The sequence below is a fragment of the Streptococcus parapneumoniae genome, assembly GCF_037076355.1.
Lineage (GTDB): Bacteria > Bacillota > Bacilli > Lactobacillales > Streptococcaceae > Streptococcus > Streptococcus parapneumoniae.
Map to the genome: position 1 here is coordinate 459,233 of NZ_AP026968.1, position 24,759 is coordinate 483,991.

The 24,759-nt window shown below is 37.7% G+C and carries 25 protein-coding genes, 1 tRNA gene and 1 pseudogene; 24 read left to right on the top strand and 3 right to left on the bottom strand.

Annotated features, from left to right (window positions below):
* Positions 1-7: 7 nt before the first annotated feature.
* From SP4011_RS02515 to SP4011_RS02540, 6 genes are all read left to right on the top strand, one after another.
* On the top strand, positions 8-325 hold the full coding sequence (locus SP4011_RS02515) for a PTS sugar transporter subunit IIB (RefSeq protein ID WP_001151646.1): 318 nt from the start codon (positions 8-10) through the stop codon (positions 323-325).
* Positions 326-341: 16 nt separating this feature from the next.
* On the top strand, positions 342-659 hold the full coding sequence (locus SP4011_RS02520; RefSeq protein WP_050239156.1) for a PTS lactose/cellobiose transporter subunit IIA: 318 nt from the start codon (positions 342-344) through the stop codon (positions 657-659).
* Positions 660-668: 9 nt separating this feature from the next.
* Positions 669-2,024, top strand: coding sequence for a PTS sugar transporter subunit IIC (locus tag SP4011_RS02525; protein WP_001094994.1), 1,356 nt, complete (start codon positions 669-671; stop codon positions 2,022-2,024).
* Positions 2,025-2,346: 322 nt separating this feature from the next.
* On the top strand, positions 2,347-3,822 hold the full coding sequence (locus SP4011_RS02530) for an arylsulfatase (RefSeq protein WP_000250871.1): 1,476 nt from the start codon (positions 2,347-2,349) through the stop codon (positions 3,820-3,822).
* Positions 3,819-4,667 (top strand): SUMF1/EgtB/PvdO family nonheme iron enzyme, encoded by an 849-nt coding sequence (locus SP4011_RS02535; protein WP_164226078.1) that lies wholly within the window; start codon positions 3,819-3,821, stop codon positions 4,665-4,667. Before SP4011_RS02530 ends, SP4011_RS02535 begins: the two co-directional genes overlap by 4 nt.
* A 14-nt stretch (positions 4,668-4,681) precedes the next feature.
* Entirely contained in the window at positions 4,682-5,452 is a 771-nt protein-coding gene (locus SP4011_RS02540) for a sulfite exporter TauE/SafE family protein (protein ID WP_218774142.1), read from the top strand.
* Between the two features lie 276 nt (positions 5,453-5,728).
* Here the strand turns inward: SP4011_RS02540 and SP4011_RS02545 are convergent, their stop codons facing one another.
* Positions 5,729-5,974, bottom strand: a complete 246-nt coding sequence (locus tag SP4011_RS02545) for an IS30 family transposase (RefSeq protein ID WP_261024936.1) — start codon at positions 5,972-5,974, stop codon at positions 5,729-5,731.
* A 387-nt stretch (positions 5,975-6,361) separates the two neighbouring features.
* On the opposite strand from SP4011_RS02545, the gene SP4011_RS02550 reads away from it, so the two are divergent.
* From SP4011_RS02550 to SP4011_RS02610, 13 genes and pseudogenes are all read left to right on the top strand, one after another.
* A complete protein-coding gene (locus SP4011_RS02550) occupies positions 6,362-7,363 on the top strand; it encodes a LacI family DNA-binding transcriptional regulator (protein WP_172928775.1) in 1,002 nt (333 codons plus the stop codon).
* Between the two features lie 151 nt (positions 7,364-7,514).
* Positions 7,515-8,432: an ABC transporter permease gene (locus tag SP4011_RS02555; protein WP_001084979.1), complete on the top strand. Its 918-nt coding sequence runs from the start codon at positions 7,515-7,517 to the stop codon at positions 8,430-8,432.
* Positions 8,433-8,442: 10 nt separating this feature from the next.
* Complete coding sequence (locus SP4011_RS02560; protein WP_050306002.1) at positions 8,443-9,333, top strand: carbohydrate ABC transporter permease; 891 nt, start codon at positions 8,443-8,445, stop codon at positions 9,331-9,333.
* Between the two features lie 27 nt (positions 9,334-9,360).
* Complete coding sequence (locus SP4011_RS02565; protein ID WP_338619740.1) at positions 9,361-10,977, top strand: ABC transporter substrate-binding protein; 1,617 nt, start codon at positions 9,361-9,363, stop codon at positions 10,975-10,977.
* 9 nt (positions 10,978-10,986) lie between these two features.
* Positions 10,987-12,297: a glycoside hydrolase family 32 protein gene (locus tag SP4011_RS02570; protein ID WP_338619741.1), complete on the top strand. Its 1,311-nt coding sequence runs from the start codon at positions 10,987-10,989 to the stop codon at positions 12,295-12,297.
* A 225-nt stretch (positions 12,298-12,522) separates the two neighbouring features.
* Positions 12,523-12,909 (top strand): annotated as a pseudogene (gene tnpA / locus SP4011_RS02575) (IS200/IS605 family transposase); the annotation flags it as partial.
* A gap of 717 nt (positions 12,910-13,626) precedes the next feature.
* Entirely contained in the window at positions 13,627-13,995 is a 369-nt protein-coding gene (locus SP4011_RS02580) for a hypothetical protein (protein ID WP_050237730.1), read from the top strand.
* Positions 13,996-14,164: 169 nt separating this feature from the next.
* Positions 14,165-14,464, top strand: a complete 300-nt coding sequence (locus SP4011_RS02585) for a hypothetical protein (protein ID WP_050237719.1) — start codon at positions 14,165-14,167, stop codon at positions 14,462-14,464.
* Positions 14,465-14,726: 262 nt separating this feature from the next.
* Positions 14,727-16,109, top strand: a complete 1,383-nt coding sequence (locus tag SP4011_RS02590) for a cell division protein FtsK (protein WP_338619744.1) — start codon at positions 14,727-14,729, stop codon at positions 16,107-16,109.
* A gap of 262 nt (positions 16,110-16,371) precedes the next feature.
* The gene (locus SP4011_RS02595; protein WP_338619746.1) at positions 16,372-16,791 is read left to right on the top strand and encodes a hypothetical protein; all 420 of its coding nucleotides are present in this window, start codon (positions 16,372-16,374) and stop codon (positions 16,789-16,791) included.
* A 4-nt stretch (positions 16,792-16,795) separates the two neighbouring features.
* Positions 16,796-17,815 (top strand): replication initiation factor domain-containing protein, encoded by a 1,020-nt coding sequence (locus SP4011_RS02600; protein WP_338619748.1) that lies wholly within the window; start codon positions 16,796-16,798, stop codon positions 17,813-17,815.
* Positions 17,816-17,818: 3 nt separating this feature from the next.
* Complete coding sequence (locus SP4011_RS02605) at positions 17,819-18,001, top strand: DUF3173 domain-containing protein (RefSeq protein ID WP_023943834.1); 183 nt, start codon at positions 17,819-17,821, stop codon at positions 17,999-18,001.
* A 1-nt stretch (position 18,002) separates the two neighbouring features.
* The gene (locus tag SP4011_RS02610) at positions 18,003-19,130 is read left to right on the top strand and encodes a tyrosine-type recombinase/integrase (protein ID WP_338619752.1); all 1,128 of its coding nucleotides are present in this window, start codon (positions 18,003-18,005) and stop codon (positions 19,128-19,130) included.
* An 82-nt stretch (positions 19,131-19,212) separates the two neighbouring features.
* Here SP4011_RS02610 and SP4011_RS02615 read toward each other — a convergent pair.
* Together SP4011_RS02615 and SP4011_RS02620 are read right to left on the bottom strand one after the other, a co-directional pair.
* Positions 19,213-19,285: transfer RNA gene (locus SP4011_RS02615), tRNA-Lys, on the bottom strand.
* A 264-nt stretch (positions 19,286-19,549) separates the two neighbouring features.
* Positions 19,550-20,821, bottom strand: a complete 1,272-nt coding sequence (locus SP4011_RS02620; protein WP_338619753.1) for a replication-associated recombination protein A — start codon at positions 20,819-20,821, stop codon at positions 19,550-19,552.
* Between the two features lie 115 nt (positions 20,822-20,936).
* On the opposite strand from SP4011_RS02620, the gene SP4011_RS02625 reads away from it, so the two are divergent.
* The 5 genes from SP4011_RS02625 to SP4011_RS02645 all read left to right on the top strand — a co-directional run bounded on the left by SP4011_RS02625 (position 20,937) and on the right by SP4011_RS02645 (position 24,756).
* Positions 20,937-21,407 carry a DUF3013 family protein gene (locus SP4011_RS02625; RefSeq protein ID WP_023946093.1) on the top strand — a complete coding sequence of 157 codons (471 nt, stop codon included), beginning with the start codon at positions 20,937-20,939 and terminating at the stop codon, positions 21,405-21,407.
* Positions 21,408-21,425: 18 nt separating this feature from the next.
* Positions 21,426-22,493, top strand: coding sequence for a M50 family metallopeptidase (locus tag SP4011_RS02630; RefSeq protein ID WP_338619754.1), 1,068 nt, complete (start codon positions 21,426-21,428; stop codon positions 22,491-22,493).
* A gap of 1 nt (position 22,494) precedes the next feature.
* Complete coding sequence (locus SP4011_RS02635; protein WP_338619755.1) at positions 22,495-22,923, top strand: NUDIX hydrolase; 429 nt, start codon at positions 22,495-22,497, stop codon at positions 22,921-22,923.
* A gap of 137 nt (positions 22,924-23,060) precedes the next feature.
* Positions 23,061-24,011: a 50S ribosomal protein L11 methyltransferase gene (prmA, locus tag SP4011_RS02640; protein WP_338620390.1), complete on the top strand. Its 951-nt coding sequence runs from the start codon at positions 23,061-23,063 to the stop codon at positions 24,009-24,011.
* A 1-nt stretch (position 24,012) separates the two neighbouring features.
* Positions 24,013-24,756 (top strand): 16S rRNA (uracil(1498)-N(3))-methyltransferase, encoded by a 744-nt coding sequence (locus SP4011_RS02645; protein ID WP_261060909.1) that lies wholly within the window; start codon positions 24,013-24,015, stop codon positions 24,754-24,756.
* Positions 24,757-24,759 lie beyond the last annotated feature (3 nt).

Here is a 24,759-nt window from a genome sequence, read left to right on the forward strand (position 1 = left end):
GTAAGCTATGGCTAAAGTAACAATTATGTTAGCATGTGCAGCAGGTATGAGTACAAGTCTGCTAGTGACAAAGATGCAAAAGGCAGCAGAAGATAAGGGGTTGGATGCAGAAATTTTTGCAGTTCCTGCTCCTGAAGCAGAAGAAATTGTAGCAACAAAAGAAGTGAATGTGTTGCTTTTAGGCCCTCAAGTTCGCTATTTACTAGGGGATTTTCAAGAAAAATTAAAAGATAGACAGATTCCTGTGGCGGTTATTCCGATGACAGATTACGGAATGATGAATGGTTCTAAAGTCTTAGATTTAGCTGAAAGTTTATTAGACTAAGATTGAGGAGAATGCTATGAATGAAAGTAATTTAGAATCTGTAATGGGGCTAATTATGTATGGTGGGGAAGCCAAAAGTAATGCTATGGAGGCTATTCAGGCAGCAAAAAAAGGTGATTTCTCAAAAGCCAATCAAAGATTAGCTGATGCGAATGCTGCCTTACTACAGGCGCATAAGGCTCAAACAGAAATGTTGACAAGAGAGGCACAGGGGGAAGAAACTTCAATTAGCCTCTTGATGGTACACGCGCAAGATCATTTAATGACGAGTCTGACCTTTGTTGACTTAGCAAAAGAAGTGGTAGAAGTGTACAAACGATTTGAAAAAAATTAGGAGTTTGGTATGAATACAATGTTGGATAAAATGCAAGAAAAACTTTCTCCAATTGCAATGAAAGTTGGGAATCAGAAGTTTTTAGTTGCTTTACGTGATTCATTTGTGGGGACTATGCCTGTTATTATGACAGGTTCCATTGCTTTGTTATTAAATGCTTTTCTAGTGGATTTACCACAACAATTTCACCTAGAAAGTATTACGAAAACTTTTCAGTGGCTTGTTGACATCAATAATTTGGTATTCAAGGGAAGTATACCAATTGTTTCCTTGTTGTTCATCTATTGCTTGGGAGTGAATATCGCTAAGATTTACAAGGTTGATACAGTTTCTGCTGGTTTGGTATCACTTGCCTCGTTTGTCATTTCAATTGGAAGTACAGTTACAAAGAGTTTCCCTTTGGCAAATGTAGGAGATGTGAAATTAGATCAAATCTTACAAGGAATTGATAATCTAGCATTTGATGGTAAAAATCTGATGGTAACTATTGGGAATGTGATTCCAGGAAACCATATCAATGCCAGAGGCTACTTTACAGCCATGATGATTGGATTTTTAGCCTCTATTATTTTCTGTAAAGTGATGAAAAAGAACTGGGTAATCAAGTTACCAGATTCAGTTCCTCCTGCGATTGCTAAGCCGTTCACTTCTATCATTCCAGGATTTATGGCGATGTATATAGTAGCCATCTTGACTTATGTTTTCCATTTACTTAGCAATGACTTATTGATTGATTGGGTTTACAAGGTGTTACAAACGCCATTACTAGGTTTGTCTCAAAGTTTCTTTGCAGTTATTCTGATGATCTTTTTGAATAAGTTATTCTGGTTTTTTGGTCTCCATGGAGGAAATGTATTGGCTCCCATCATGGAAGGGCTATTTGGAGTTGCTATGTTAGCGAACTTGGATGCTTTCCAAAAAGGTGAACCGATTCCTTATATATGGACAAGTGGATCTTTTGGGGCGTTTGTCTGGTTTGGAGGATTAGGATTAGTACTTGCTATTTTAATTTTTTCAAGAAATAGTCATTATCGAAAAGTTGCCAAACTTGGTCTAGCACCAGTTCTGTTTAATATTGGCGAGCCGGTCAATTATGGTTTACCAGTTGTCTTGAATCCTTTGCTATTTATACCATTTGTACTTAGCCCAGTCTTCATGGCAACGGTAGCTTACTGGGCAACAAGCTGGGGTCTTGTTTCACCTGTTACACAAAATGTTACTTGGGTAATGCCACCAATTTTATATGGTTTCTTCTCTACAGCATTTGATTGGCGTGCCATCATCTTATCAGTTGTTTGTTTGATTATTAGTGTCTTGACGTATTTCCCATTTGTGAAAATGGCAGATAAAACTGAATTGAGTTAATGGTCTTACTTACGTTTTTTGTGATAAAATAGAAATAGATTACGTGTAAGATGAGTTAGGTGTAGGATTTCTTATCTCCACTAAAATTGTTATTAGACAAAGGTTTATAGTCTGTTGAAGTTAGAATAGTACACTGTAACTTCTAAAACAGTGCTAGAAAATGATTTGAATTTCCTAATCGATTTAGTCATATTTTAGTTCATTTTTCTATAAAACATAACAAGAATGTTATTGCTTTATATAGAGAGATTGATATAGAAAGGGGTGCAGTAAAGGTAGATATCTTCTTGTGCCTCTTTTGCCATATTAGAAAGGAGATTTTATGGTTCAGACAAAACAGCCAAATATTATTTTGATTGTTGTAGATCAAATGAGAGCAGACGCCTTATCCTTGAATAGTAAGGATAAGCTAGTTAGCACTCCAACATTAGATATGATGGCTAGTGTAGGTTATAATTTTGAAAATGCCTATTCTCCAGTTCCTTCTTGTGTTCCTGCTAGGGCAGCTTTATTGACTGGTTTAGATCAAGATAAAAGTGGACGTGTTGGTTATCAAGATGAGGTGCCTTGGAATTTTACTAATACTCTTCCAAAAGTCTTTAAAGATATGGGTTATCAGACAGAATGTATTGGTAAGATGCATGTTTTTCCTTCCAGACAGAGACTTGGGTTTGATCATGTCTTGCTTCACGATGGGTATCTACATGTTGATAGAAAGTATGACAAGGCTTATGGAAGTCAATTTGATTATGCTAGTGACTATCTAGCCTTTTTAAAGGGTAAAGTTGGTTATGATGTTGATTTGATTGATGACGGAATGGATTGTAATTCTTGGGAAGCTAGACCTTGGGATAAAGATGAGAAGTTACATCCAACAAACTGGGTTGTGAGTGAGTCCATTTCATTTTTACAAAGAAGAGATCCAACGGTTCCTTTTTTTCTCAAAATGTCTTTTGAAAAACCACATGCTCCATTAAATCCCCCAAAATACTATTTTGATATGTATATGGAACGCTTGCCTCAATTTCTCGATTTGCATATCGGGAATTGGGAAGTATTAGAAAAGCAAATTCCGTCTATTTATGCTTTAAGAGGGAAATTAAAGGAAGATGATCAAAGAAGAATGGTTGCTGCTTATTTTGGATTGATTACTCATATAGACCATCAAATTAGTCGCTTTTTGACTGCCCTAAAAGAATTTCGTCATGATAAAGATACGATTATCTGGTTCGTTTCGGATCATGGGGATCAGCTTGGTGAACATTATCTGTTTAGAAAGGGATATCCTTATCAAGGAAGTATCCACATTCCTTCGTTCATTTACGATCCGGCTGGATTGATAGCTGGTAATAGGGGAACAATCAAGCAATTAGTGAAAATCCAAGATATTTTTCCTTCACTCGTGGATTTGGCAGGAGGAACTACTACAGATGAACTAGATGGACGGAGTGTTAAGAATTTATTATTTGGACAGTATGAGGGGTGGCGAACAGAATTTCATGGTGAACATGCTTTAGGAAAAGATTCTAGTCAATATATCTTGACAGACCAGTGGAAATTTATCTGGTTTCCTGTTCTAAATCATTATCAGTTATTTGATATGAAAAAAGATCCGCATGAAATGAATGATTTGTATCCAAGTGAAAAATACCAACCTATTGTTCGTCAGATGAAGAAAAAATTAGTAGACTTTCTTAGATATAGAGAAGAAGGTTTTGTTGTGGATGAAGAGTTAGTTCCTGTTGAACTATCTAAAATAACACCCACTCTAACGAAAACGGGGGATAGTCAATCATGAAGATGAAAAAAATCAAGGGTGGGACATTTATGATGGGAACAAATTCTGAGGAGGGATTTTTAGATGATTTTGAAGGTCCTCAAGTTGCTGTTAGTGTAAAGGATTTCTCCATTGCGGATACTCCAGTTACGAATCAAGAATTTGCTCAATTTGTGAAAGAAACAGGCTATAAAACACTAGCTGAGCGACAAGAGTGGTCTTTTGTTTTTATATTGTTCGTTCCAGAGGCAGAAAGGGAGGGATATCCTCATCCTGCTGGGGCTCCGTGGTGGTTACAAGTTCCGAACGCTTGCTGGAAACATCCCTATGGTGAGAACAGTAATCTAGTGGGTTTAGAAGACCATCCAGTAGTTCATGTTGCTTTAGAAGATGCATTGGCTTTCTGTAATTGGAGCGGAATGTCTTTACCGACTGAAGCACAGTGGGAATATGCTGCTAGAGGAGGAAGACAATCTGAATATCCTTGGGGAGATACTCTTTTAGAAGGTGGATATTATCATGCCAATACTTGGCAAGGAAGATTTCCTTATGAAAATACTGGCTTAGATGGATTTATAGGAACGGCTCCTGTCTATGAATTTTTACCTAATGATTTTGGTCTATATCAAATGATTGGGAATGTTTGGGAATGGTGTCGCAATCCGAGATATACCTTATTAGCTAGTTTTAATGAAGATGACTATGAGTTGCCAAAATATGGGATACAAGAGGAGGAGTATGCTATCAGAGGAGGTTCCTTTTTATGTCATTGTTCTTATTGTAATCGATACCGAGTAGCTGCTAGAAATGGATGTATTTCTACTTCCACTAGTAGCCATCTAGGTTTTAGATGTTTGAAAGAATAGGATGGACTTAAAAAGTGGTTGAGATTATTTATTTTCTAATCATTATAATAGCTAGTGGATTGGGTTCTATATCAGGCATGGGTGGTGGAATTATAATTAAGCCACTTATGGATAGTTTTGGATACCATTCGGTCAGTGATATTGCTTTTTATTCTAGTTTCTCTGTTTTTATAATGGCGATTATTTCAACAATCAAAAGATTTTCACAAAGTAAAGAGATAAAATGGAGATTGATTTTTACGGTATCCTTTTCTTCTGTTTTAGGAGGATTTCTAGGTCATCTTATTTTTCAAGTTTTGTTATCTCAATTATCAGTACGGCTAGTATCCATTGTTCAAATGATTTTACTATTTGTGATGCTACTTGTATCATTTGTTTTAGCAGATTTTAAAAAAACTTATCAATTTGATAAGATAGGATTCTATATGATTTGTGGTCTTCTATTGGGCTTGATTTCTAGTTTTTTAGGGATTGGTGGTGGTCCGCTCAATGTATCTTTATTGATGGTGTTTTTTTCTATTTCGATAAAAGAAGCAACGATGTATTCTCTTGCAATTATTTTCTTTTCCCAGCTGTCTCATTTGGCTACAATTGTTGTGGTTACAGGTTTAAATCAGTATCATTTAGCACCTGTTCCAGTTATTTTTCTTGCTTCTATATGCGGAGGGGTATTGGGGACGGTTGTATCAAAAGTCTTACCTGAAAATTGGGTAAGATACTGTTTTAAAGGGATGTTATTCTTTGTCATGGGAATGACTTTATATAATTTATTTCATATTTTGTAAGGTCAGTGTGAAAATATTTAAATAGACTTCCTGTAAAAACTGGATTTAACGCCCTCCATTTGTCAAATTAAGCTAGACAGTCTTACCAACTCAGAAAATACCTGATGAGGTGTTTGGTATCCAAGGGATTTAGGTGGGATGTGATTTCTTGAGGCTGGGAAAAAAGTCTTTAAAATTAAAAAACGTATAATATCAGGTGTTGAAAACTTTGATACTATGCGTTTTATTGTGGGAATATTTATTTCATTTTCTCCTGAAATTGAGTTTTTGCCCAGCCTAAAATTCTTGACTGACTTCGTTGAAGTCTGTCTGCTTTGGCAAGTCATGACACCTTAAAAGTCTATTTGAATGTTCGTTGAGACACCGCTGTCTTGGACATCCTAGATTCGCAAAAAAGCTCTCACTATCGTGCTGATTGGAAATATCTTTCCATTTTGAAAACTCTTTTCCACAGTCAAATGTAATAGATTTAAAGAGGTTCACTAGAAATTGTGCTAGCCACCCTTGGATGGATTCTGCCACATCCTTTGCCTTACGACTCTTGGTCTTCAAACTGACAATCAATTGACTATACCTGTTCGCTCACAAATAGGAGAGAACTTTTTACGAAAATCTAATGAATATGCCATAAGAACATTATACCGCAACGTGTACTATTTTTGGTTCATTTTACTACAGAAACTATTGAAGCACCTGTACGAAAATATATCATGAAAAAGAGGAGATAGAAGCAAACAAAGTCTTTTCATGTGGTAGGTAGATTCCTATATATGAAAATTGAAGGGATTTTAGAAAGCTGATTGGAGTGATTTTATCCATGATGGTAAAAAGGGTCTGGATAAAAATGATTGAGAAATAGTTGCTAAAAAAGCGTTTGCATGATACTATATATTGAAAGGAGGTGATAATATGGTAGAACAAAGAAAATCAATTACCATGAAAGATGTTGCTTTAGAAGCAGGAGTTAGTGTTGGAACAGTTTCACGTGTGATTAATAAAGAAAAAGGTATTAAAGAAATAACTTTGAAAAAAGTGGAACAAGCAATTAAAACCTTGAATTACATTCCAGATTACTACGCTAGAGGAATGAAAAAAAATCGAACAGAAACGATTGCAATCATTGTACCAAGTATCTGGCATCCCTTCTTTTCAGAATTTGCTATGCATGTGGAAAATGAAGTCTATAAGAGGAATAATAAATTACTCTTATGTTCTATAAATGGTACAAATAGAGAGCAAGACTATCTGGAGATGTTGCGTCATAATAAAGTTGATGGAGTGGTTGCTATTACCTATAGTCCAATTGAACATTACCTGTCGTCAGGAATTCCCTTTGTCAGTATTGACCGTACATACTCAGATATTGCCATTCCTTGTGTTTCATCAGATAATGATGCAGGTGGAAGAGAAGCAGCTAAACAACTAATTAGTAAAGGATGTCAGCATTTAGCCTTTGTGGGCGGACATAATACAACCATTAATGAAACCAAACGTCGTAGAATTTCCTTTGAAAAGTATGTCCAAGAGCATAAAATACCTCTTAGTATTTTTGATTTGGATGAGACAGTTACTGACTATCATGGGAAGCTAGAGAGTTTCTTGGAAGAAAATTCTTCTATAGATGGAATTTTTACAATTAACGACTTTACAGCTTTAGATGTTATTGATATACTAGAAAAAAATGGCAAACATATTCCTCATGATGTCCAAATTATTGGATACGATGGAATTAAAATGGCTGGAGATAGAGATTATCTACTTTCAACAATTGAGCAACCCCTGGAAGAAATGGCCAAAGAAGCGGTTCGGATTTTGTTTGATATTCTTGATGGAAAGACTGTTAATTTGCAGACAATCCTACCAGTAAAATTTGTTGAAGGAAAAACAACAAAAAATGAAAATAAGTCTTGACAGAAAGCGCTATCAATGATAGAATGAATTCAGATAAAAAAAGATTTATTTTTTAAAGAAAAAATGAAACGTTTCAAAAATAAAATAAATAGACAGCGCCAAGCGCTATCTTTTCTAGGTAAAAATGAAACGTTTCAAAAAGGAGGTTGCTATGAATAGCAAAGCGAAGCAAGTTTCTCTTTGGGAAAGAATCAAGAAACAAAAACTCTTGTTATTGATGACTGTCCCTGGTTTAGTTTTAACATTTATCTTTAAATACATCCCTATGTATGGGGTTTTAATCGCATTTAAAGATTATAATCCCTTAAAAGGAATTTTAGGGAGTGATTGGATTGGTTTTTCTGAGTTTACAAAATTCATATCCTCTCCCAACTTTGGTATCTTGTTAGCCAATACTTTAAAATTAAGTATCTATGGTTTATTGCTTGGCTTTTTACCACCAATCATTCTTGCTATTATGCTCAATCAACTCTTGAGTGAAAAAGTTAAAAAACGAATTCAGCTCATTTTATACGCACCAAACTTTATCTCAGTCGTTGTTATCGTTGGTATGATTTTCCTTTTCTTTTCAGTGGGAGGACCAATTAACAATTTTCTCTCTATGTTTGGAATGAAGGCTGACTTCTTGACAAATCCAGACTTCTTTAGACCTTTATACATCTTTAGTGGTATCTGGCAAGGAATGGGGTGGGCTTCAACGCTCTACACGGCAACGTTGGTAAATGTAGATCCAGCCTTAGTAGAAGCAGCACGACTGGATGGAGCCAATATCTTCCAACGAATCTGGCACATTGATATTCCAGCTCTTAAGCCTATTATGGTTATCCAATTTGTTTTAGCTGCAGGTGGAATCATGAATGTCGGATATGAAAAAGCATTCCTGATGCAGACATCGTTGAACTTGCCAACTTCTGAAATTATCTCTACATATGTCTATAAAGTTGGTCTTGTATCAGGAGACTATTCTTACTCAACAGCGGTGGGTTTGTTTAATGCAGTGATTAACGTAGTATTGCTAGTCGCGGTTAACCAAATCGTTAAACGCATGAATAATGGTGAAGGAATTTAAGGAGGAAAGTATGAAAAATTCGATTATGGATACAAAATTTGATAGACGTATCTTACTCTTAAATAAAATCATTATTGTCTTTATCGTTTTGATGACTTTGCTTCCTTTACTTTATATCGTCGTAGCATCCTTTATGGATCCTAAGGTTCTGGTTAGTAGAGGGATTAGCTTTAATCCAGCCGATTGGACGGTAGAAGGTTACCAGCGTGTATTCAGTGACCAATCTATTCTAAGAGGTTTTATCAATTCTCTACTATACTCTTTTGGCTTTGCGGCTTTAACAGTCTTGCTATCTGTGTTTACAGCTTATCCTCTTTCTAAGAAAGACTTGGTTGGACGTCGTTGGATTAATTATTTCTTGATTGTAACCATGTTCTTTGGTGGTGGTTTAGTTCCAACTTACTTACTAGTAAAAGATTTGGGCATGCTTAATACTCCATGGGCTATCATCGTTCCCGGTGCTGTCAATGTTTGGAATATTATTCTTGCTAGGGCCTATTTCCAAGGATTGCCTGAAGAGTTAGTTGAAGCTGCTGTCATTGATGGTGCAAATGATTTACAGATTTTCTTCAAAATCATGCTTCCTCTTGCAAAACCAATTATGTTTGTTCTCTTCCTCTATGCTTTTGTAGGACAGTGGAACTCATACTTTGATGCAATGATTTATATCAAGGATCCAAACTTGGAACCATTGCAACTTGTACTTCGTAAAATTCTCATTCAGAGCCAACCAGGTCAAGACATGATTGGAGCACAAGCGGCTATGAATGAAATGAAACGTTTAGCTGAATTGATTAAATACGCAACTATTGTCATTTCCAGCTTGCCATTGATTGTTATGTATCCATTCTTCCAAAAATACTTTGATAAAGGAATTATGGCTGGTTCACTTAAAGGATAAAAAAGAAAAAATAAAAGGAGATTTCTCATGAAATTCAAAACATTCTCAAAATCAGCAGTTTTGTTGACAGCTAGTTTAGCAGTACTTGCAGCCTGTGGCTCAAAAAATACAGCTTCAAGTCCAGATTATAAGTTGGAAGGTGTAACATTCCCGCTTCAAGAAAAGAAAACATTGAAGTTTATGACAGCCAGTTCACCGTTATCTCCTAAAGACCCAAATGAAAAGTTAATTTTGCAACGTTTGGAGAAGGAAACTGGCGTTCATATTGACTGGACCAACTACCAATCCGACTTTGCAGAAAAACGTAACTTGGATATTTCTAGTGGTGATTTACCAGATGCTATCCACAACGACGGAGCTTCAGATGTGGACTTGATGAACTGGGCTAAAAAAGGTGTTATTATTCCAGTTGAAGATTTGATTGATAAATACATGCCAAATCTTAAGAAAATTTTGGATGAGAAACCAGAGTACAAGGCCTTGATGACAGCACCTGATGGGCACATTTACTCATTCCCATGGATTGAAGAGCTTGGAGATGGTAAAGAGTCTATTCACAGCGTCAACGATATGGCTTGGATTAACAAAGATTGGCTTAAGAAACTTGGTCTTGAAATGCCAAAAACTACTGATGATCTGATTAAAGTCCTAGAAGCTTTCAAAAACGGGGATCCAAATGGAAATGGAGAGGCTGATGAAATTCCATTTACATTTATTAGTGGTAACGGAAACGAAGATTTTAAATTCCTATTTGGTGCATTTGGTATAGGGGATAACGATGATCATTTAGTAGTAGGAAATGATGGCAAAGTTGACTTCACAGCAGATAACGATAACTATAAAGAAGGTGTCAAATTTATCCGTCAATTGCAAGAAAAAGGCTTGATTGATAAAGAAGCTTTCGAACATGATTGGAATAGTTACATTGCTAAAGGTCATGATCAGAAATTTGGTGTTTACTTTACATGGGATAAGAATAATGTTACTGGAAGTAACGAAAGTTATGATGTTTTACCAGTACTTGCTGGACCAAGTGGTCAAAAACACGTAGCTCGTACAAACGGTATGGGATTTGCACGTGACAAGATGGTTATTACCAGTGTAAACAAAAACCTAGAATTGACAGCTAAATGGATTGATGCACAATACGCTCCACTCCAATCTGTGCAAAATAACTGGGGAACTTATGGAGATGACAAACAACAAAACATCTTTGAATTGGATCAAGCGTCAAATAGTCTAAAACACTTACCACTAAACGGAACTGCACCAGCAGAACTTCGTCAAAAGACTGAAGTAGGAGGACCACTAGCTATTCTAGATTCATACTATGGTAAAGTGACAACCATGCCAGATGATGCCAAATGGCGTTTAGATCTTATCAAAGAATATTATGTTCCTTACATGAGCAATGACAATAACTATCCAAGAGTCTTTATGACACAGGAAGATTTGGACAAGATTGCCCATATCGAGGCAGATATGAATGACTATATCTACCGTAAACGTGCTGAATGGATTGTAAATGGCAATATTGATACTGAGTGGGATGATTACAAGAAAGAACTTGAAAAATACGGACTTTCTGATTACCTCGCTATTAAACAAAAATACTACGACCAATACCAAGCAAACAAAAACTAGAGGTTGATTATGGGAGATAAGAAATACACAGTAGAAAAAGCCAATCGTTTTATAGCAGAAAATAAACATCTTGTAAATACTCAATATAAGCCTGAAGAACATTTTTCAGCTGAGATTGGTTGGATCAATGATCCAAATGGATTTGTCTATTTTCGTGGAGAATACCATCTCTTTTATCAATTCTATCCTTATGATAGTGTTTGGGGGCCTATGCACTGGGGTCATGCTAAAAGTAAGGACTTGGTGACTTGGGAGCACTTGCCAGTGGCACTTGCTCCTGACCAAGACTACGACCGCAATGGTTGCTTCTCAGGATCAGCTATCGTCAAAGACGATCGCCTCTGGCTCATGTATACTGGTCACATCGAAGAAGAAACCGGTGTTCGTCAAGTACAAAATATAGCATTTTCAGATGACGGGATTCACTTTGAAAAGATTGAACAAAATCCAGTTGCAACTGGAGCAGATTTGCCAGATGAGTTAATTGCTGCTGATTTCCGTGATCCAAAACTCTTTGAAAAAGATGGACGCTATTACTCCGTAGTAGCTGCTAAACACAAGGATAACGTGGGCTGTATCGTTCTACTAGGGTCCGATAACCTAGTAGAATGGCAGTTCGAATCCATCTTTTTAAAAGGGATAGAACACCAAGGCTTCATGTGGGAATGCCCGGATTACTTTGAGTTAGATGGGAAGGATTGCCTTATTATGTCACCCATGCGTTATCAGCGTGAGGGAGACTCATATCATAACATCAACTCATCGGTTTTGTTCACGGGTAAGGTAGATTGGGGAGAAAAACGTTTTATCCCAGAATCAGTTCAAGAAATTGATCATGGCCAAGACTTCTATGCGCCTCAAACATTGTTGGACGATCAAAATCATCGTATCCTGATTGCTTGGATGCAGACATGGGGGCGTACCCTTCCAACCCATGACCAAGAACACAAATGGGCTGGTGTCATGACTTTACCTAGAATTCTAAGATTGGAAGATGGCAAACTAAGACAATTCCCTGTTAAAAAAGGCCAATATCAAATCCAAATAGATAAAGATTGTCATTTCCACTTAGGAAATGATACAGATTATCTTGAATTTGGTTATGACAGTAATGCGCAGCAAGTTTACATTGATCGTAGCCATCTTGTTCAAAAAATTCTAGGTGAAGAAGAGCAGGACACTAGTCGACGGTATGTAGATATTGAAGCTAAAGAATTGGATGTTATTTTAGATAAAAATTCCATCGAGATTTTTGTCAATCAAGGTGAAGCAAGCTTGACGGCAACTTATTACTTAACAGTGCCAGCTAAGCTATCATGAATCGATTAAAAATTAAGTTATTTCTCCTAAAGAAAAAGTTCTCTTTCTAAAACAGTGGAAAGAGGACTTTTTGTGTTATGTGACTTTCAGTCCGTCTCGCTCCGCTAGGTGCGAGACAAAAAAACCACCCGCTATGCGGGTGCGCGTCGAAGGTTATACCCAAAAAACTCCAAACGCGATACAATAAAGGTGCTCAAGCCAATTGTAAAGCGAAAGGAGAAAAATATGGCACAAAAGGCTCATAGTTTATCGCACACAAAGTGGCATTGTAAGTATCACATTGTGTTCACCCCTAAGTATAGACGAAAAGTTATCTATAATCAATATCGAAGTAGTTTAGGAGAAATATTTCATCGCTTGTGTAGTTATAAAGGAGTTGAAATTATCGAGGGTCACTTAATGCCAGACCATGTACATATGTTAGTCAGTATTCCACCAAGGATAAGTGTTTCAAGTTTCATGGGGTATTTAAAAGGCAAAAGTGCACTCATGATGTTTGACAAACACGCCAATCTCAAATACAAGTTTGGGAATCGGCATTTCTGGGCGGAAGGTTATTATGTAAGTACGGTGGGACTCAATGAAGCCACAATTAAGAAATATATTCAAGATTAAAGAAATTATCCAGTGGATGATTTCTTCACGAGTATGAAAATTTGAGAACGAGTAAAGCATGATATAGCACTAGATAAATTAAGTGTAAAAGAATATGAGGATCCCTTTAGGGATAGTGGTAAGTAATACTAAAGTCTCTTTGAGAGGCAAGTGACGAGTCAAGAGCAATAAGGCTTGAACAAAGTGAAAGCCAGCGTCTTTAGGCGCTGGCTGGTAATTTGGGCTTATAGCCCTGGGACAAACCACCCGTTTGACGGGTGGTCATGATTTTGGGTATATAAGCTTAGTTTATGGTATTTGTAAAATTGGTGTTGGATTATGATTTAAGCTAGTTTTCTAAAGAATTTGAAAAAAATTTTATTTAAGCAAAAAAGCCTTATTCCAAGGCTTTTCCTGTTGTATGTAGATGCCCCCTACAAGTGTATTATGATACATAGTATTAAGTGATTATTTATTTTTAAGGCTTTTCTTATTCTAAAAGTAGGTATATGAGTTTATGGACGTTATAATTCACGACAAATTCACGGCATACAATTAGGTAGTTTGTAATTTTAAAATTAATGCGAAACTAATTAAATTTAAAAAAATCAACTTTCTTCCTTGACCTTTTAAAAAAATTATGGTAGACTTAATGAGTAGTCAAGATTGAACAAAAAATCAAGCTTTTTCAACTTGCAAAATTATCAGAAAGGAGGCTCTATAATGAGGATTCAAATGAGATTATCTAAAGAAGCTCGCGTTGTTTTAGAAGAATTAAAATTAGAATATTTAAAAAAAGGTGAAGACAAAACATCAGGAGTAATCGTTGATGAAATTTTTAAACATTTTAGTTCTAATTTTCAAAAAGTAGATTGGAAATCTGTTCAAAGTGCACCTAAGTTTAATGAAATTTTGGCAGATTATACTTCAGTTAATCCCACAACACTTAATTTATCTAATAGTACAATAAGTACAATGTCTTACATTAGAGACCATTTTAACTACATATTAGATATGAAAAGAACCGTCTATCGTTCATTCGTAATTCGACTAGTCTTGAAGGCTTACAAATTAGAGAAGGAAGGCACCGACATTTATCTATAATAGATGTTTATTCCATCTATTATAATTTTTACCACTATGAGTAGTCAAAACTTAACCGTGTTATAAATCATATTTTAAGGAGGAATTTGAAATGAAGGCTAGAGATTCACCGTTGAATTGATTTTGTTTTTAGAAAAAATCAATAATTAGAAAATAAGAGGTAATTAACATGAATAGAGATGTACTAAAGTTTCTGCGAACAGAGACCGCTGAAAAAATCACTCTTTATATTAGCAAGGCTAATAGATTGGAAGGTGATGTAATTCTACTCGCACCTAGTTCTCAAGATTTGGAAGATATTAAAAATGCTATGCTTTCCAATCCTAATCTCGAGCTAAAAGTAGCAAGACTAGATGTGATTAAAAAAATTGCATATGCTTCCACAAGAAATCACTATTTGACAGGGGCTACAATTTTTGGGGATATTTCGAGAGGAATATACAATTGTTATCCTAAAAGTTATGTCTAATATAAGGAAGGTTAATCCCTTCCTTTGCTTTTGAAAATTGAAAGGAAAAATATAAAAATGAAAGTTAATGAATATTTCTGGAGAACGAGCTGTCTTATACTGCTAATTATTATGAGCTTCTTTGCAGGATTCGGAGCTAAATTAGAGTTTACATCTTATAACCCGTTTTTATCTGTTAAATTTGGTTTGGTCGTAGCTCTGACAGTCTTTGTAGTTCAATTGTTAGCCATACTACCAGCCATAATTAAAAGAGGAAATAGAAATGAGAATGTTGAATCAAACAATTCGTGTGAAGAGTAAATACCCTTACTTGATTCGTCCCCGAAATATTACAATTCTAAGATTGTTTATTCAAATTTTTGTCTTTTTACTCTTAATATCTTCGTGGGTTGCTATAATTCCATTTATTGCACGTCTAGTCTTTTCCATGTTTTTTATAAGTCTTCTTTTTTTAGTAGAGAGGTTCTTTCGTTCTAATTTTATAGCAAATTTAAGAAACAAGCTCAATATCAGAGAAGCATTGTTTTTTATGTTAATTAGTTTAAATTTGTATGATGAGCTAGATAATGACGTAGTAGATACAGCAGTTCTATATTTTGACGTTTCTGAGGATGACAAAGTTATTATTTGTGCCCCATTATTTGGGAACCGTTATCTGAAAACCTTGAAAAATTTAGAGGAATATCTATGCCCCACTTTGGGGTTGTCCTTAATTTCTAAAAAAGAAGAAATCGACAAAATAATATATGTGTTAGGTCACGTAAATCAAATTGAGCAGTACGTATTCAATGGTCAGACTCAGACTTTGTCAAGAGATTTTTTTGAAGACATTCCTAGTCCAATTATCAAGCTGTCAAATACACAGAAATTTAGTCTAAAGTCCAACACTAACCTAGGTATATATGGAAGAACGGGAACAGGCAAAACAATAGCTCTGCAATGGTACTTATTTAACGCACTGGCTAAAGGTTGTGGGACTGCTGATAATACTTATTTAGGCATAGTAGATGGTAAGGCAGCTGACTTATATGGTCTTGGTAAGCTACTACAAGAAGAATTAGGAGAGCAAATAACAGCAGGCTCTTCACCTCAAATGTTAGCAAAATTATCAAGAGAATTTCTTGAGATTATGAATGAACGTTTTGAAATTATTGAGCGAAACAGCACACTAAATTCTGACGCTTATGACTTAGGCATGACACCAAACTTTCTATTTATTGATGAACTTGCTTCCATCCGCGATAGTTGTGGTTCTAGCAAACAGGGGAAAGAACTTTGGAATGAAATTCTACAAAATTTAGGGTTGATTGCCCGTAAAGGAAGGCAGGCTGGTTGTCACTTAGTATTATCCACACAAGACCCTAATGCTGAGAATATTCCAGTAGAATTGAGAAATCAAATATCGGCAGTTTTATACCTTGGAGGTCCAGGTGCTGATCGATTGAAGATGGCTTTTAGCATGTGCGAATTAGAAAACGTTCCTACGGTTTCAGATAGAAAAGGAGAGGCTCTCTTTTATGCTGATGGACTTAATACAGTAGAGCCAGTGCTAACAATTGTGCCATTTGTTGATTTAAAAACTAAGAAAGAGTTTTTACAGATAGTTAGAAACATACTGCCAACTAATGAAGGTCTTTCGAGCTAGCGAAATAGGGCGATTGCCGGAGGCAGAATCGAGCGGAGCGTTCTTTTTCGCTAGGGAGGAAGAGCCAACCGACTGCTTTGCAGGAGGTCAGAAAAAACATCCCCAGTACTAATAGGGGGTGCACACATACATGAAATGTACTCTAAACCCTTGGTACGTGAGGGGGTACGGCTTACTAGTTGCACCAAGGGGTCGCAAACTCTTGGGAGAGTAAGGATGAGAGGTGTTTTCATGTATGATACGGAATTAAAGGAGAAAAAATATGGTTTACAATATGACAGATACAAACATTAAAATTGGATTGCTTGACCTTGAAATGTCACAGTTTGATATTCCTAAGAAAGTAGTGGTTTTATCAGTTAGGGTGAACAATAAATACAAAGAAGTCAACGGCGAAAACGTGAAGACAGATGAAGTAAGTAAAATTACTTCTGCTGTTCTTGACGCTGACAAAGTGAAAGTTCTAACTGAAATGGGAATTTCTACTGATGACTTAAAAGCTATTAACCTAGAAATTATCGGAAATCTAGATAAGATTGCAAAACTTGCTCAAAATGATGCTTTGTTGAATGTTCCTGTTGAATTGATTCGGCCTAAAGTTCGACTAGCTTGGAACATGGCTAGGAATAATTGGTCTGGTGTAAAAATTGTGTGTGAGGATATTAAAGTTCTAGGAGAATAATCCTATGAATACAGTTAGAATAGATTATTTTGCTGTGACTGTTAAGGATGTTTCGCCAGAAAGAGTTCTGACAGACATCCTTTTGATTCCTCTTGAAAACTTTACCTTGAATGATTGGGGCATAAATAAGTATAAGCAACATTATTCTTGTTCAGAAATTAAGGTGTATTTTAATGCTGATAGGCTTTCTATGGGTGTATTTATTGAATTAAAAGGGCAAGGTTGTCGTCAATATGAAGAATTTTTAAACAGTAACGAAAATAATTGGATTGCTTTGATAAGTCGTTTATATCATCATAATGCCAACTTTACTAGACTAGATATTGCCCACGACATATTTGACGGTAGCTTAGATGTTCAACGAATATATGACTATTGCAAGAAAGGATTATGTATCTCGAAAGCAAAACACTTTGAATATCATGAGAAATCAGTTCTAGATTCTGGTGAGCGTGTAGGAGAAACAGTTGCAATAGGTTCACGAGGTAATCAGCAGTGGTGCATATACAATAAACGTATGGAGCAACTTGGTAAGCAAGAGCTTGTAGAAGTTCCGTCTTGGATTCGCGCAGAGCTTAGATGTTGGCAGGAAAAGGCTAATATAATTGCAGAGCAGTTATTTTTAAAACGTCCCTTATCGTCAATCTATTTTGAGGCTATCAATGGTCATTATCGCTTTGTTCGTCCAAATGCGACAGATAGCAATCTTTGGAGAAGAAAAAAAGTCAAGTGGTGGATAGATTATCTAGGAACTGAAAACCAGACAGTTCTTAGTATTACAAGGGCTAAAACGACACTACGGCAGTCTGAGGCTTGGACAGAGAAACAAGTTGCGAAAACATTAGCAAAAGTCTATATTGCAAAGTATCAGGCCTATGATGTTCAAAAGGCGGAACATTATATTCAAAGCTTACTCAAAGAGGGACTTTCAAGGCTAACTGATAATGATGAAAAGGATATAGAACAATATATAAGAGAACAGAATAGTTCCCAACTTTGGGGAACCGATGGAAGGAGTGACTGACATATGGCAGATACTATATCAAATAAGGATTTGATTTCAATGGGTTATAGGCCATCAACAGCTAATGCTATTATTCATCAGGCAAGAGATATACTTGTTTCCAGAGGGTATACATTTTATAATAGAAAACGTTTGATGGTTGTTCCCAAAAGTGTTGTGAAAGAGTTGTTGGGAATGGACTTGTGAAATGGCTTATATCGAGTATAAACAGCGTGGGAAGAAAAGGCTTTGGTCGTTCTCTATACGTGAGAGGAGCAAGAGCCTACTCCATAAAAGCGGATTTAAAACAAAACGAGAAGCTAAAATAGAAGCTGAGAAGGTGCTTCATAAGTTAAACACAGGAAGTATTTTGCGTTCTAATATGACTTTATCGGAACTTTATCAAGAATGGCTTGATTTAAAAATTTTACCTAGTAGTAGAAGTGAGGTCACAAAAAAGAAATACATCATGAGAAAAAAGGTCATCGAAAGGCTATTTGGAGATAAACCTGTATCACAAATTAAGCCCAGCGAGTATCAAAAAATCATGAATGAATATGGGAAAAGTGCCTCAAGGAATTTTTTGGGGAGATTAAACTCTTGTATTCGAGCAAGCATACAGATGGCTATTGCTGATAAAGTAGTGATAGAAGATTTTACTGCTTATGTAGATTTGTTTTCAACTAAGAGTGGACAAAAGGTTGAAGAAAAGTATTTACATACTGAATCTGATTATCAAAAAGTCTTAGTGTATTTGAAAAGTAAGTTTGATTATCAGAAATCTATTGTACCGTATGTGATTTATTTTCTTTTTAAAACAGGCATGCGTTTTTCTGAGTTGATAGCTTTGACTTGGGATGATGTGGATGAAGTTGGAGAGCAAGTTAAAACTTATCGTCGTTACAATACCGCTATTCATAAGTTTACTCCACCAAAAAACAATACTTCAATAAGATTAGTTCCCATTACTTCAGATATGCTTTCCTTGTTAAAAACATTGAAAATGTTACAACTAAAAACAAACAAAGAACTAAACATTGACAATAAAAATAATTTGATTTTTCAGCATTTTGGCTATGCCTACGATGTTCCAGATATTGGAACAGTTAATAAGGCTATAAAGGTAATGTTAATGGAACTGGAGATTTTTCCGATAATTAGTACCAAGGGTGCTAGACACACTTATGGTAGTTATCTATGGCATAATAACATTGATTTGGGAGTTATTGCGAAAATTTTAGGACACAAAGATATCTCTATGCTTGTTGAAGTTTATGGTCATACATTGGAGGAGAAAATTAGTGAGGAATTTATGGCTGTGAAAAGTTTGTTGTAAAAACACGGCAAACTGCACGGCAATTTTTAAACGTAAAGCAAAAAAAGCCCTACATTATAAGGCTTTTTCCTGTTGATTTAGATGCCCCCTACAGGGATCGAACCTGTGACCCACGGATTAAGAGTCCGCTGCTCTGCCAGCTGAGCTAAGGAGGCAAAGAAAAAAGCTGTATTGGTGCCGAAACTTCACGGTTTGTATTGAACCCGCGCAATTAAGCAGGTGGGCAACTCGCTCTAACTGAAGCTGTTTCCGTGTGAGACGGCCTACATGCTGTTAGAAGACTTTTGTTTCCCTAATAATACAAAAAATAGTCGGTCAACACTTAAGTGTGAAGTCGTACACCACAGCGTTTCTATGTTTATATGATACCACTTTTTCAAAAAAAATCAAGAGGAAAGTGCAATTTTTTGAAAAGGATTTCAGATTTTTCGCAAACGGTCGATAGCTTCCTTCCTTTGAGCCAAAGCCCGTTCATATTTACCAGTATCTTCTGCTTGGAAATAGTGATGATTGCGGATTTTTTTTGGCAGATAGTCTTGCTTGACCCAATTTCCAGGGTAGCTGTGTGGATAGAGATAGTCTTGGGCATTCCCCAGTTCCTTGCTTCCGCTGTAGTGCCCATCACGCAGGTGTCGCGGAATAGGCAAGTGCCCTGATGTTTTGAGGTCAGCAAGTGCCTTGTCCATAGCTACATAGGCTGAGTTGGATTTTGGAGAAAGGGCCAAATCAATCACGACATTGGCAATGAGGATGCGGGCTTCTGGGAAACCAATCCTTTGTGCAGCATCCAGAGCAGTCACGGTATGAATCTGGGCCTCAGGATTGGCCAAACCGATATCTTCATAGGCGATAACAGTCAAGCGACGAGCGAGACTAGGCAAATCACCAGCCTCAATCAAGCGGGCAGCATAGTGGAGACTGGCATCCACATCGGAGCCACGGATGGATTTTTGCAGGGCTGAGAGCACATCATAGTGTCCATCTCCGTCTTTGTCCATAGTAATATAACTCCGCTGCAGGCTATTTTCCATGATGTTTAGGGTGATATGGCGGATGCCCTTGTCATTCTCAGGGGTAGAGAGAACAGCCAAGTCCAGTGAGTTAAAGGCAGAGCGAAGGTCTCCGTTTGTAGAGGTTGCGATGAAATCCAGCGCATCCTCATCTAGTTCTACTGGGAAATCAAAACCACGTTCAGGGTTACATAGAGCGATCTGCAGGGCCTCTTTAACGTCTTGGTTAGACAGAGGTTCCAACTCAAAAATTTGAACGCGACTGCGAATGGCAGGAGTGACAGAAAAGAAAGGATTTTCAGTCGTAGCCCCAATCATGATGACCAGACCACTTTCCAAAAGAGGCAAGAGGAAGTCTTGTTTGGTCTTATCCAGTCGATGAATCTCGTCTAGTAATAGGACGAGACCACCAGAGAATTTAGCCTCTTCCGCAATTTCTTGCAGTCGCTTTTTACTATCAACTGTCGCATTGAAAGTTCGAAAGGCATACTTGGTCGTTCCTGCGATGGCAGAGGCAATACTGGTCTTGCCGATTCCCGGAGGGCCGTAGAGAATCATGGAGGACAGGCGGTTGGCTTCCACCATGCGGCGGATGATTTTTCCTTGTCCGACCAGATGTTCCTGACCGATGACCTGGTCGATGGTTTTAGGGCGCATACGAAGCGCGAGATTGTCTGGCATAGCAGTCCTTTCTAACGTGGATTTTCTGATGTATATGTGGTAAGATGGTAGTATCTATTTTAGCATATTTCCGAGCAATCGGGGCGATTAAAGAGTCGCATAGAAAGAGGACAAAATGGCAACATATGGATTTTTAGATGTTTTAGAGGAAGAGTTGGAGAAGAATTTTCCCTTTGACTTTGAGATTAGTTGGGACAAGCGTAACCACGCGGTTGAAGTGAGTTTTCTATTGGAAGCGCAAAATGCTGCAGGTGTGGAGATGGTGGATGAAGATGGAGAGGTTTCATCAGACGACATTCTTTTTGAGGAAGCGGTGCTTTTTTACAATCCTGCCAAATCAACAGTCAATGAGGAAGACTATTTGGCTGTCATCCCTTACCTGCCTAAAAAGGGATTTTCTCGTGAATTTTTAGCTTATTTTGCGCTATTCCTTAAAGATACTGCCGAGGTTGGACTAGATGCCCTTATGGACTTTTTGGAAGACCCGGAAGCAGAAGAATTCGTCATGGAATGGAACCAAGAAGTCTTTGAAGAAGGAAAAGTTGGCTTGGAAGAGGGAGAGTTTTATCCTTATCCGAGATACTAGGAGTTGGTTGGAGATTTTATGAAGAAAATTGGGATTTATTTGGTTTATGTGCTAGCTGTTGTCTTTATTATGCTGGCTTTTGCTTGTGGAACAATCGCATTTGCAGAGTTGGGGTATTCCGCAGTTTTAGTTTTTACTTTTGGTTATGCCTTCGCTCTTCTAAGTATGTATGTAATCTTTATTCTTCATGAACTGGGACATGCTTTTTGTGGCTACTTGACAGGCTATAGGCTGGTGGCTTTTGGATTAGGACATTTTATTTTGACCAAAAAGTCAGGCAGGTTTCATCTTAGTAGAACAGCCATTCTGAAAAATGTTGGTGCTCAATACATTGGTTTAAAAGAGGATGAAAGCGATCAAAGAATCATCCTGATGCTTTCAGGAGGCTTGATGGTTCATCTCAGCTTGATATTATTGGCGATAGTGTTTGGATTTTTGACAAGAAGCTGGTATTTTGCAGGAACTTGGATTTTTCTTAATTTGTCTTTCTTCCTAAATAACATTTTGCCAGTCGGCATCACCGATGGCGCAAAAATTTGGGAATTGCTACAACACCCTGAAAATACGAAATACGCCTACCTGATGTTGAGGCATTCTGCCCAGACCTTGCTAGCTCCTCAAGAATATGATTTAAAAGACTTTATCATATCTGTTGATGAGGATGTAAGAGGGAGTTTTGCAGAAAGTGTTCAAACTCTTCAGGGGTTGGTATTCATATTGGATGATAATATAGAACTTGCAAAGCAACAGTTTCAGTCTGTGCTAGAGAAAACAGATAATCCAATGTCTAAAACTATTTCTCAATTATACCTTCTTCAAATTGCTCTGATAGAAGGAGATAATAAGAAAGTGGAAGAATATGCAAGTATTCGAGGGGTCAAATCCTTTTTATCTCTAAAAACAGCAGAAATGCAGGTCATTCAAGCTTGGTATCAATTTAAGGTAAAGAAAGATGTAGTTCAAACTCACAAGGCTATGAAGATTGCTAGACAGAAAATGAATAGCAGTCGGATGTTACGGGATGAGAAAAGTTATTATCAAAATTGGTTAGTCGAGCTGGAAAAGGAATTAACTGAAGGAGTCTAATATGGACATAGAAATTTCTGATTTCACAGGCTGTAAGATTGCTTTGTTTTGTGGGGATAAGCTTTTGACTATCTTACGCGATGATAAGGCAAGCATTCCCTGGCCCAATATGTGGGAACTGCCCGGTGGGGGACGCGAGGGGGATGAAAGTCCTTTTGAGTGCGTAGCGCGTGAAGTTTTTGAGGAACTGGGAATTCATCTGACTGAGGATTGTCTGCTTTGGAGCAAGGTTTACCCAAGTATGCTTTTTGCGGATAAACAATCTGTATTTCTAGTCGGCAAGTTAACGCAAGAACAGTTTGACCAGATTGTATTTGGAGATGAAGGACAGGGCTATCAGTTAATGAATGTCGAGGAATTTCTTAGTTCCAGTCAAGTTGTCCCTCAGTTGCAAGAGAGATTAAAAGATTATTTAAAAGTAAGTGATTAGAAAGGATGGTTCGGTTACATTTCTAAACTGAACCCGCCCTAAACACTGTGCCAAAAAGATAAACTTCTCTTAGACACAAGCGTCTTCAGAGAATTTCCTATTTTGACTTTGTGTTTTATGGGCTTGGTATCTTAATGATGGAAACATGGCAAGAGTTAAAAGTTACAGTGAAGCGTGAGGGGGAGGAGTTGGTTTCCAATCTCTTGATTGAGCTGGGAGCGCAAGGCGTTGCGATTGAAGACAGCATGGACTATGTGGGAAATGTTGACCGCTTCGGTGAGATTTTCCCAGAGGTTGAGCAACAGGAAGAAATCGTTGTGACCGCCTACTACCCTGACACGGTGGATGTGACAGTGGTTGAGGCGGACTTGCAGGCTCGCCTAGCAGAATTGACAGATTTTATGGATTTGGGTGAAGTTAAGATGGGGACGACTGCCTTGGCTGAGGAAGACTGGGCAGACAACTGGAAGAAATACTATGAACCCGCTCGCATCACCCATGATTTGACTATCGTGCCGTCGTGGACAGACTATGAGGCGACTGCGGGAGAAAAGATTATCAAGCTGGATCCAGGTATGGCTTTTGGTACGGGGACCCATCCAACCACTAAGATGAGCCTCTTTGCCTTGGAGCAGGTCCTTCGTGGTGGCGAAACGGTGCTAGATGTGGGGACTGGTTCAGGGGTTCTCTCTATTGCCAGCTCGTTGCTTGGTGCCAAGGAAATTTTCGCCTATGACCTAGATGATGTGGCAGTTCGTGTTGCTCAGGAAAATATTGAGCTCAACCCTGATATGGAAAACATCCATGTAGCTGCAGGTGATTTGCTTAAGGGTGTTGAGATTGAGGCAGATGTCATCGTGGCTAATATCTTGGCGGATATCCTCATTCATATGACGGATGATGCTTACCGCTTGATCAAGGATGAAGGCTACCTCATCATGAGTGGAATTATTAAGGACAAGTGGGACATGGTGCGCGAGTCGGCTGAGTCAGCTGGATTTTTCCTTGAAACTCATATGATCCAAGGGGAATGGAATGCCTGTGTCTTTAAGAAAACCAAGGATATTTCCGGTGTGATTGGAGGCTAGCATGCAACAGTATTTTGTCAAAGGCAGTGCTATCTCTCCTGTCACCATCGATGACAAGGAAACCAGCAAGCATATGTTTCAGGTTATGCGCTTGAAAGAAGATGACGAGGTTACTTTGGTCTTTGATGATGGAATTAAGCGCTTGGCGCGTGTGTTGGATGTGGAAGTCCGTCAGTTTGAGTTGATCCAAGAATTGGCTGACAATGTGGAACTGCCCGTCCAAGTGACCATTGCATCTGGTTTTCCCAAGGGAGACAAGCTGGAGTTTATCACTCAGAAAGTAACAGAACTAGGTGCCAGTCAAATCTGGGCCTTTCCTGCTGACTGGTCAGTAGCCAAATGGGATGGCAAGAAATTGGGTAAAAAGGTTGAAAAACTAGAAAAAATCGTTCTTGGAGCAGCAGAACAAAGCAAGCGAAATCGTGTCCCAAGTATCCAGCTTTTTGAAAAGAAAGCAGATTTTCTAGCTCAGTTTGACCAGTTTGACTCTATCATAGTAGCCTATGAAGAATCAGCAAAAGAAGGAGAAGTCGCTGCGCTCTTACAAGCGGTCTCTGGTCTTGAAAAAGGAGCCAAACTGCTCTTTATCTTTGGTCCAGAAGGTGGTCTGTCACCTGCGGAAATTGAGAGTTTTGAAGCTGAGGGAGCAGTCTTGGCAGGACTTGGTCCTCGCATTTTGCGAGCAGAAACAGCACCGCTTTACGCTTTATCAGCCCTTAGTGTTTTATTAGAATTAGAGAAATAAGAG

Coding starts and splice junctions, on each gene's coding strand:
- SP4011_RS02590 (WP_338619744.1), top strand. CDS start 14,727: ATGAGAATGTTGAATCAAACAATTCGTGTGAAGAGTAAATACCCTTAC.
- SP4011_RS02645 (WP_261060909.1), top strand. CDS start 24,013: ATGCAACAGTATTTTGTCAAAGGCAGTGCTATCTCTCCTGTCACCATC.
- SP4011_RS02570 (WP_338619741.1), top strand. CDS start 10,987: ATGGGAGATAAGAAATACACAGTAGAAAAAGCCAATCGTTTTATAGCA.
- SP4011_RS02515 (WP_001151646.1), top strand. CDS start 8: ATGGCTAAAGTAACAATTATGTTAGCATGTGCAGCAGGTATGAGTACA.
- SP4011_RS02635 (WP_338619755.1), top strand. CDS start 22,495: ATGGACATAGAAATTTCTGATTTCACAGGCTGTAAGATTGCTTTGTTT.
- SP4011_RS02550 (WP_172928775.1), top strand. CDS start 6,362: ATGGTAGAACAAAGAAAATCAATTACCATGAAAGATGTTGCTTTAGAA.
- SP4011_RS02580 (WP_050237730.1), top strand. CDS start 13,627: ATGAGATTATCTAAAGAAGCTCGCGTTGTTTTAGAAGAATTAAAATTA.
- SP4011_RS02585 (WP_050237719.1), top strand. CDS start 14,165: ATGAATAGAGATGTACTAAAGTTTCTGCGAACAGAGACCGCTGAAAAA.
- SP4011_RS02525 (WP_001094994.1), top strand. CDS start 669: ATGAATACAATGTTGGATAAAATGCAAGAAAAACTTTCTCCAATTGCA.
- SP4011_RS02610 (WP_338619752.1), top strand. CDS start 18,003: ATGGCTTATATCGAGTATAAACAGCGTGGGAAGAAAAGGCTTTGGTCG.
- SP4011_RS02630 (WP_338619754.1), top strand. CDS start 21,426: ATGAAGAAAATTGGGATTTATTTGGTTTATGTGCTAGCTGTTGTCTTT.
- SP4011_RS02535 (WP_164226078.1), top strand. CDS start 3,819: ATGAAGATGAAAAAAATCAAGGGTGGGACATTTATGATGGGAACAAAT.
- SP4011_RS02600 (WP_338619748.1), top strand. CDS start 16,796: ATGAATACAGTTAGAATAGATTATTTTGCTGTGACTGTTAAGGATGTT.
- SP4011_RS02560 (WP_050306002.1), top strand. CDS start 8,443: ATGAAAAATTCGATTATGGATACAAAATTTGATAGACGTATCTTACTC.
- SP4011_RS02595 (WP_338619746.1), top strand. CDS start 16,372: ATGGTTTACAATATGACAGATACAAACATTAAAATTGGATTGCTTGAC.
- SP4011_RS02530 (WP_000250871.1), top strand. CDS start 2,347: ATGGTTCAGACAAAACAGCCAAATATTATTTTGATTGTTGTAGATCAA.
- SP4011_RS02565 (WP_338619740.1), top strand. CDS start 9,361: ATGAAATTCAAAACATTCTCAAAATCAGCAGTTTTGTTGACAGCTAGT.
- SP4011_RS02625 (WP_023946093.1), top strand. CDS start 20,937: ATGGCAACATATGGATTTTTAGATGTTTTAGAGGAAGAGTTGGAGAAG.
- prmA (WP_338620390.1), top strand. CDS start 23,061: ATGGAAACATGGCAAGAGTTAAAAGTTACAGTGAAGCGTGAGGGGGAG.
- SP4011_RS02620 (WP_338619753.1), bottom strand. CDS start 20,821: ATGCCAGACAATCTCGCGCTTCGTATGCGCCCTAAAACCATCGACCAG.
- SP4011_RS02555 (WP_001084979.1), top strand. CDS start 7,515: ATGAATAGCAAAGCGAAGCAAGTTTCTCTTTGGGAAAGAATCAAGAAA.
- SP4011_RS02520 (WP_050239156.1), top strand. CDS start 342: ATGAATGAAAGTAATTTAGAATCTGTAATGGGGCTAATTATGTATGGT.
- SP4011_RS02605 (WP_023943834.1), top strand. CDS start 17,819: ATGGCAGATACTATATCAAATAAGGATTTGATTTCAATGGGTTATAGG.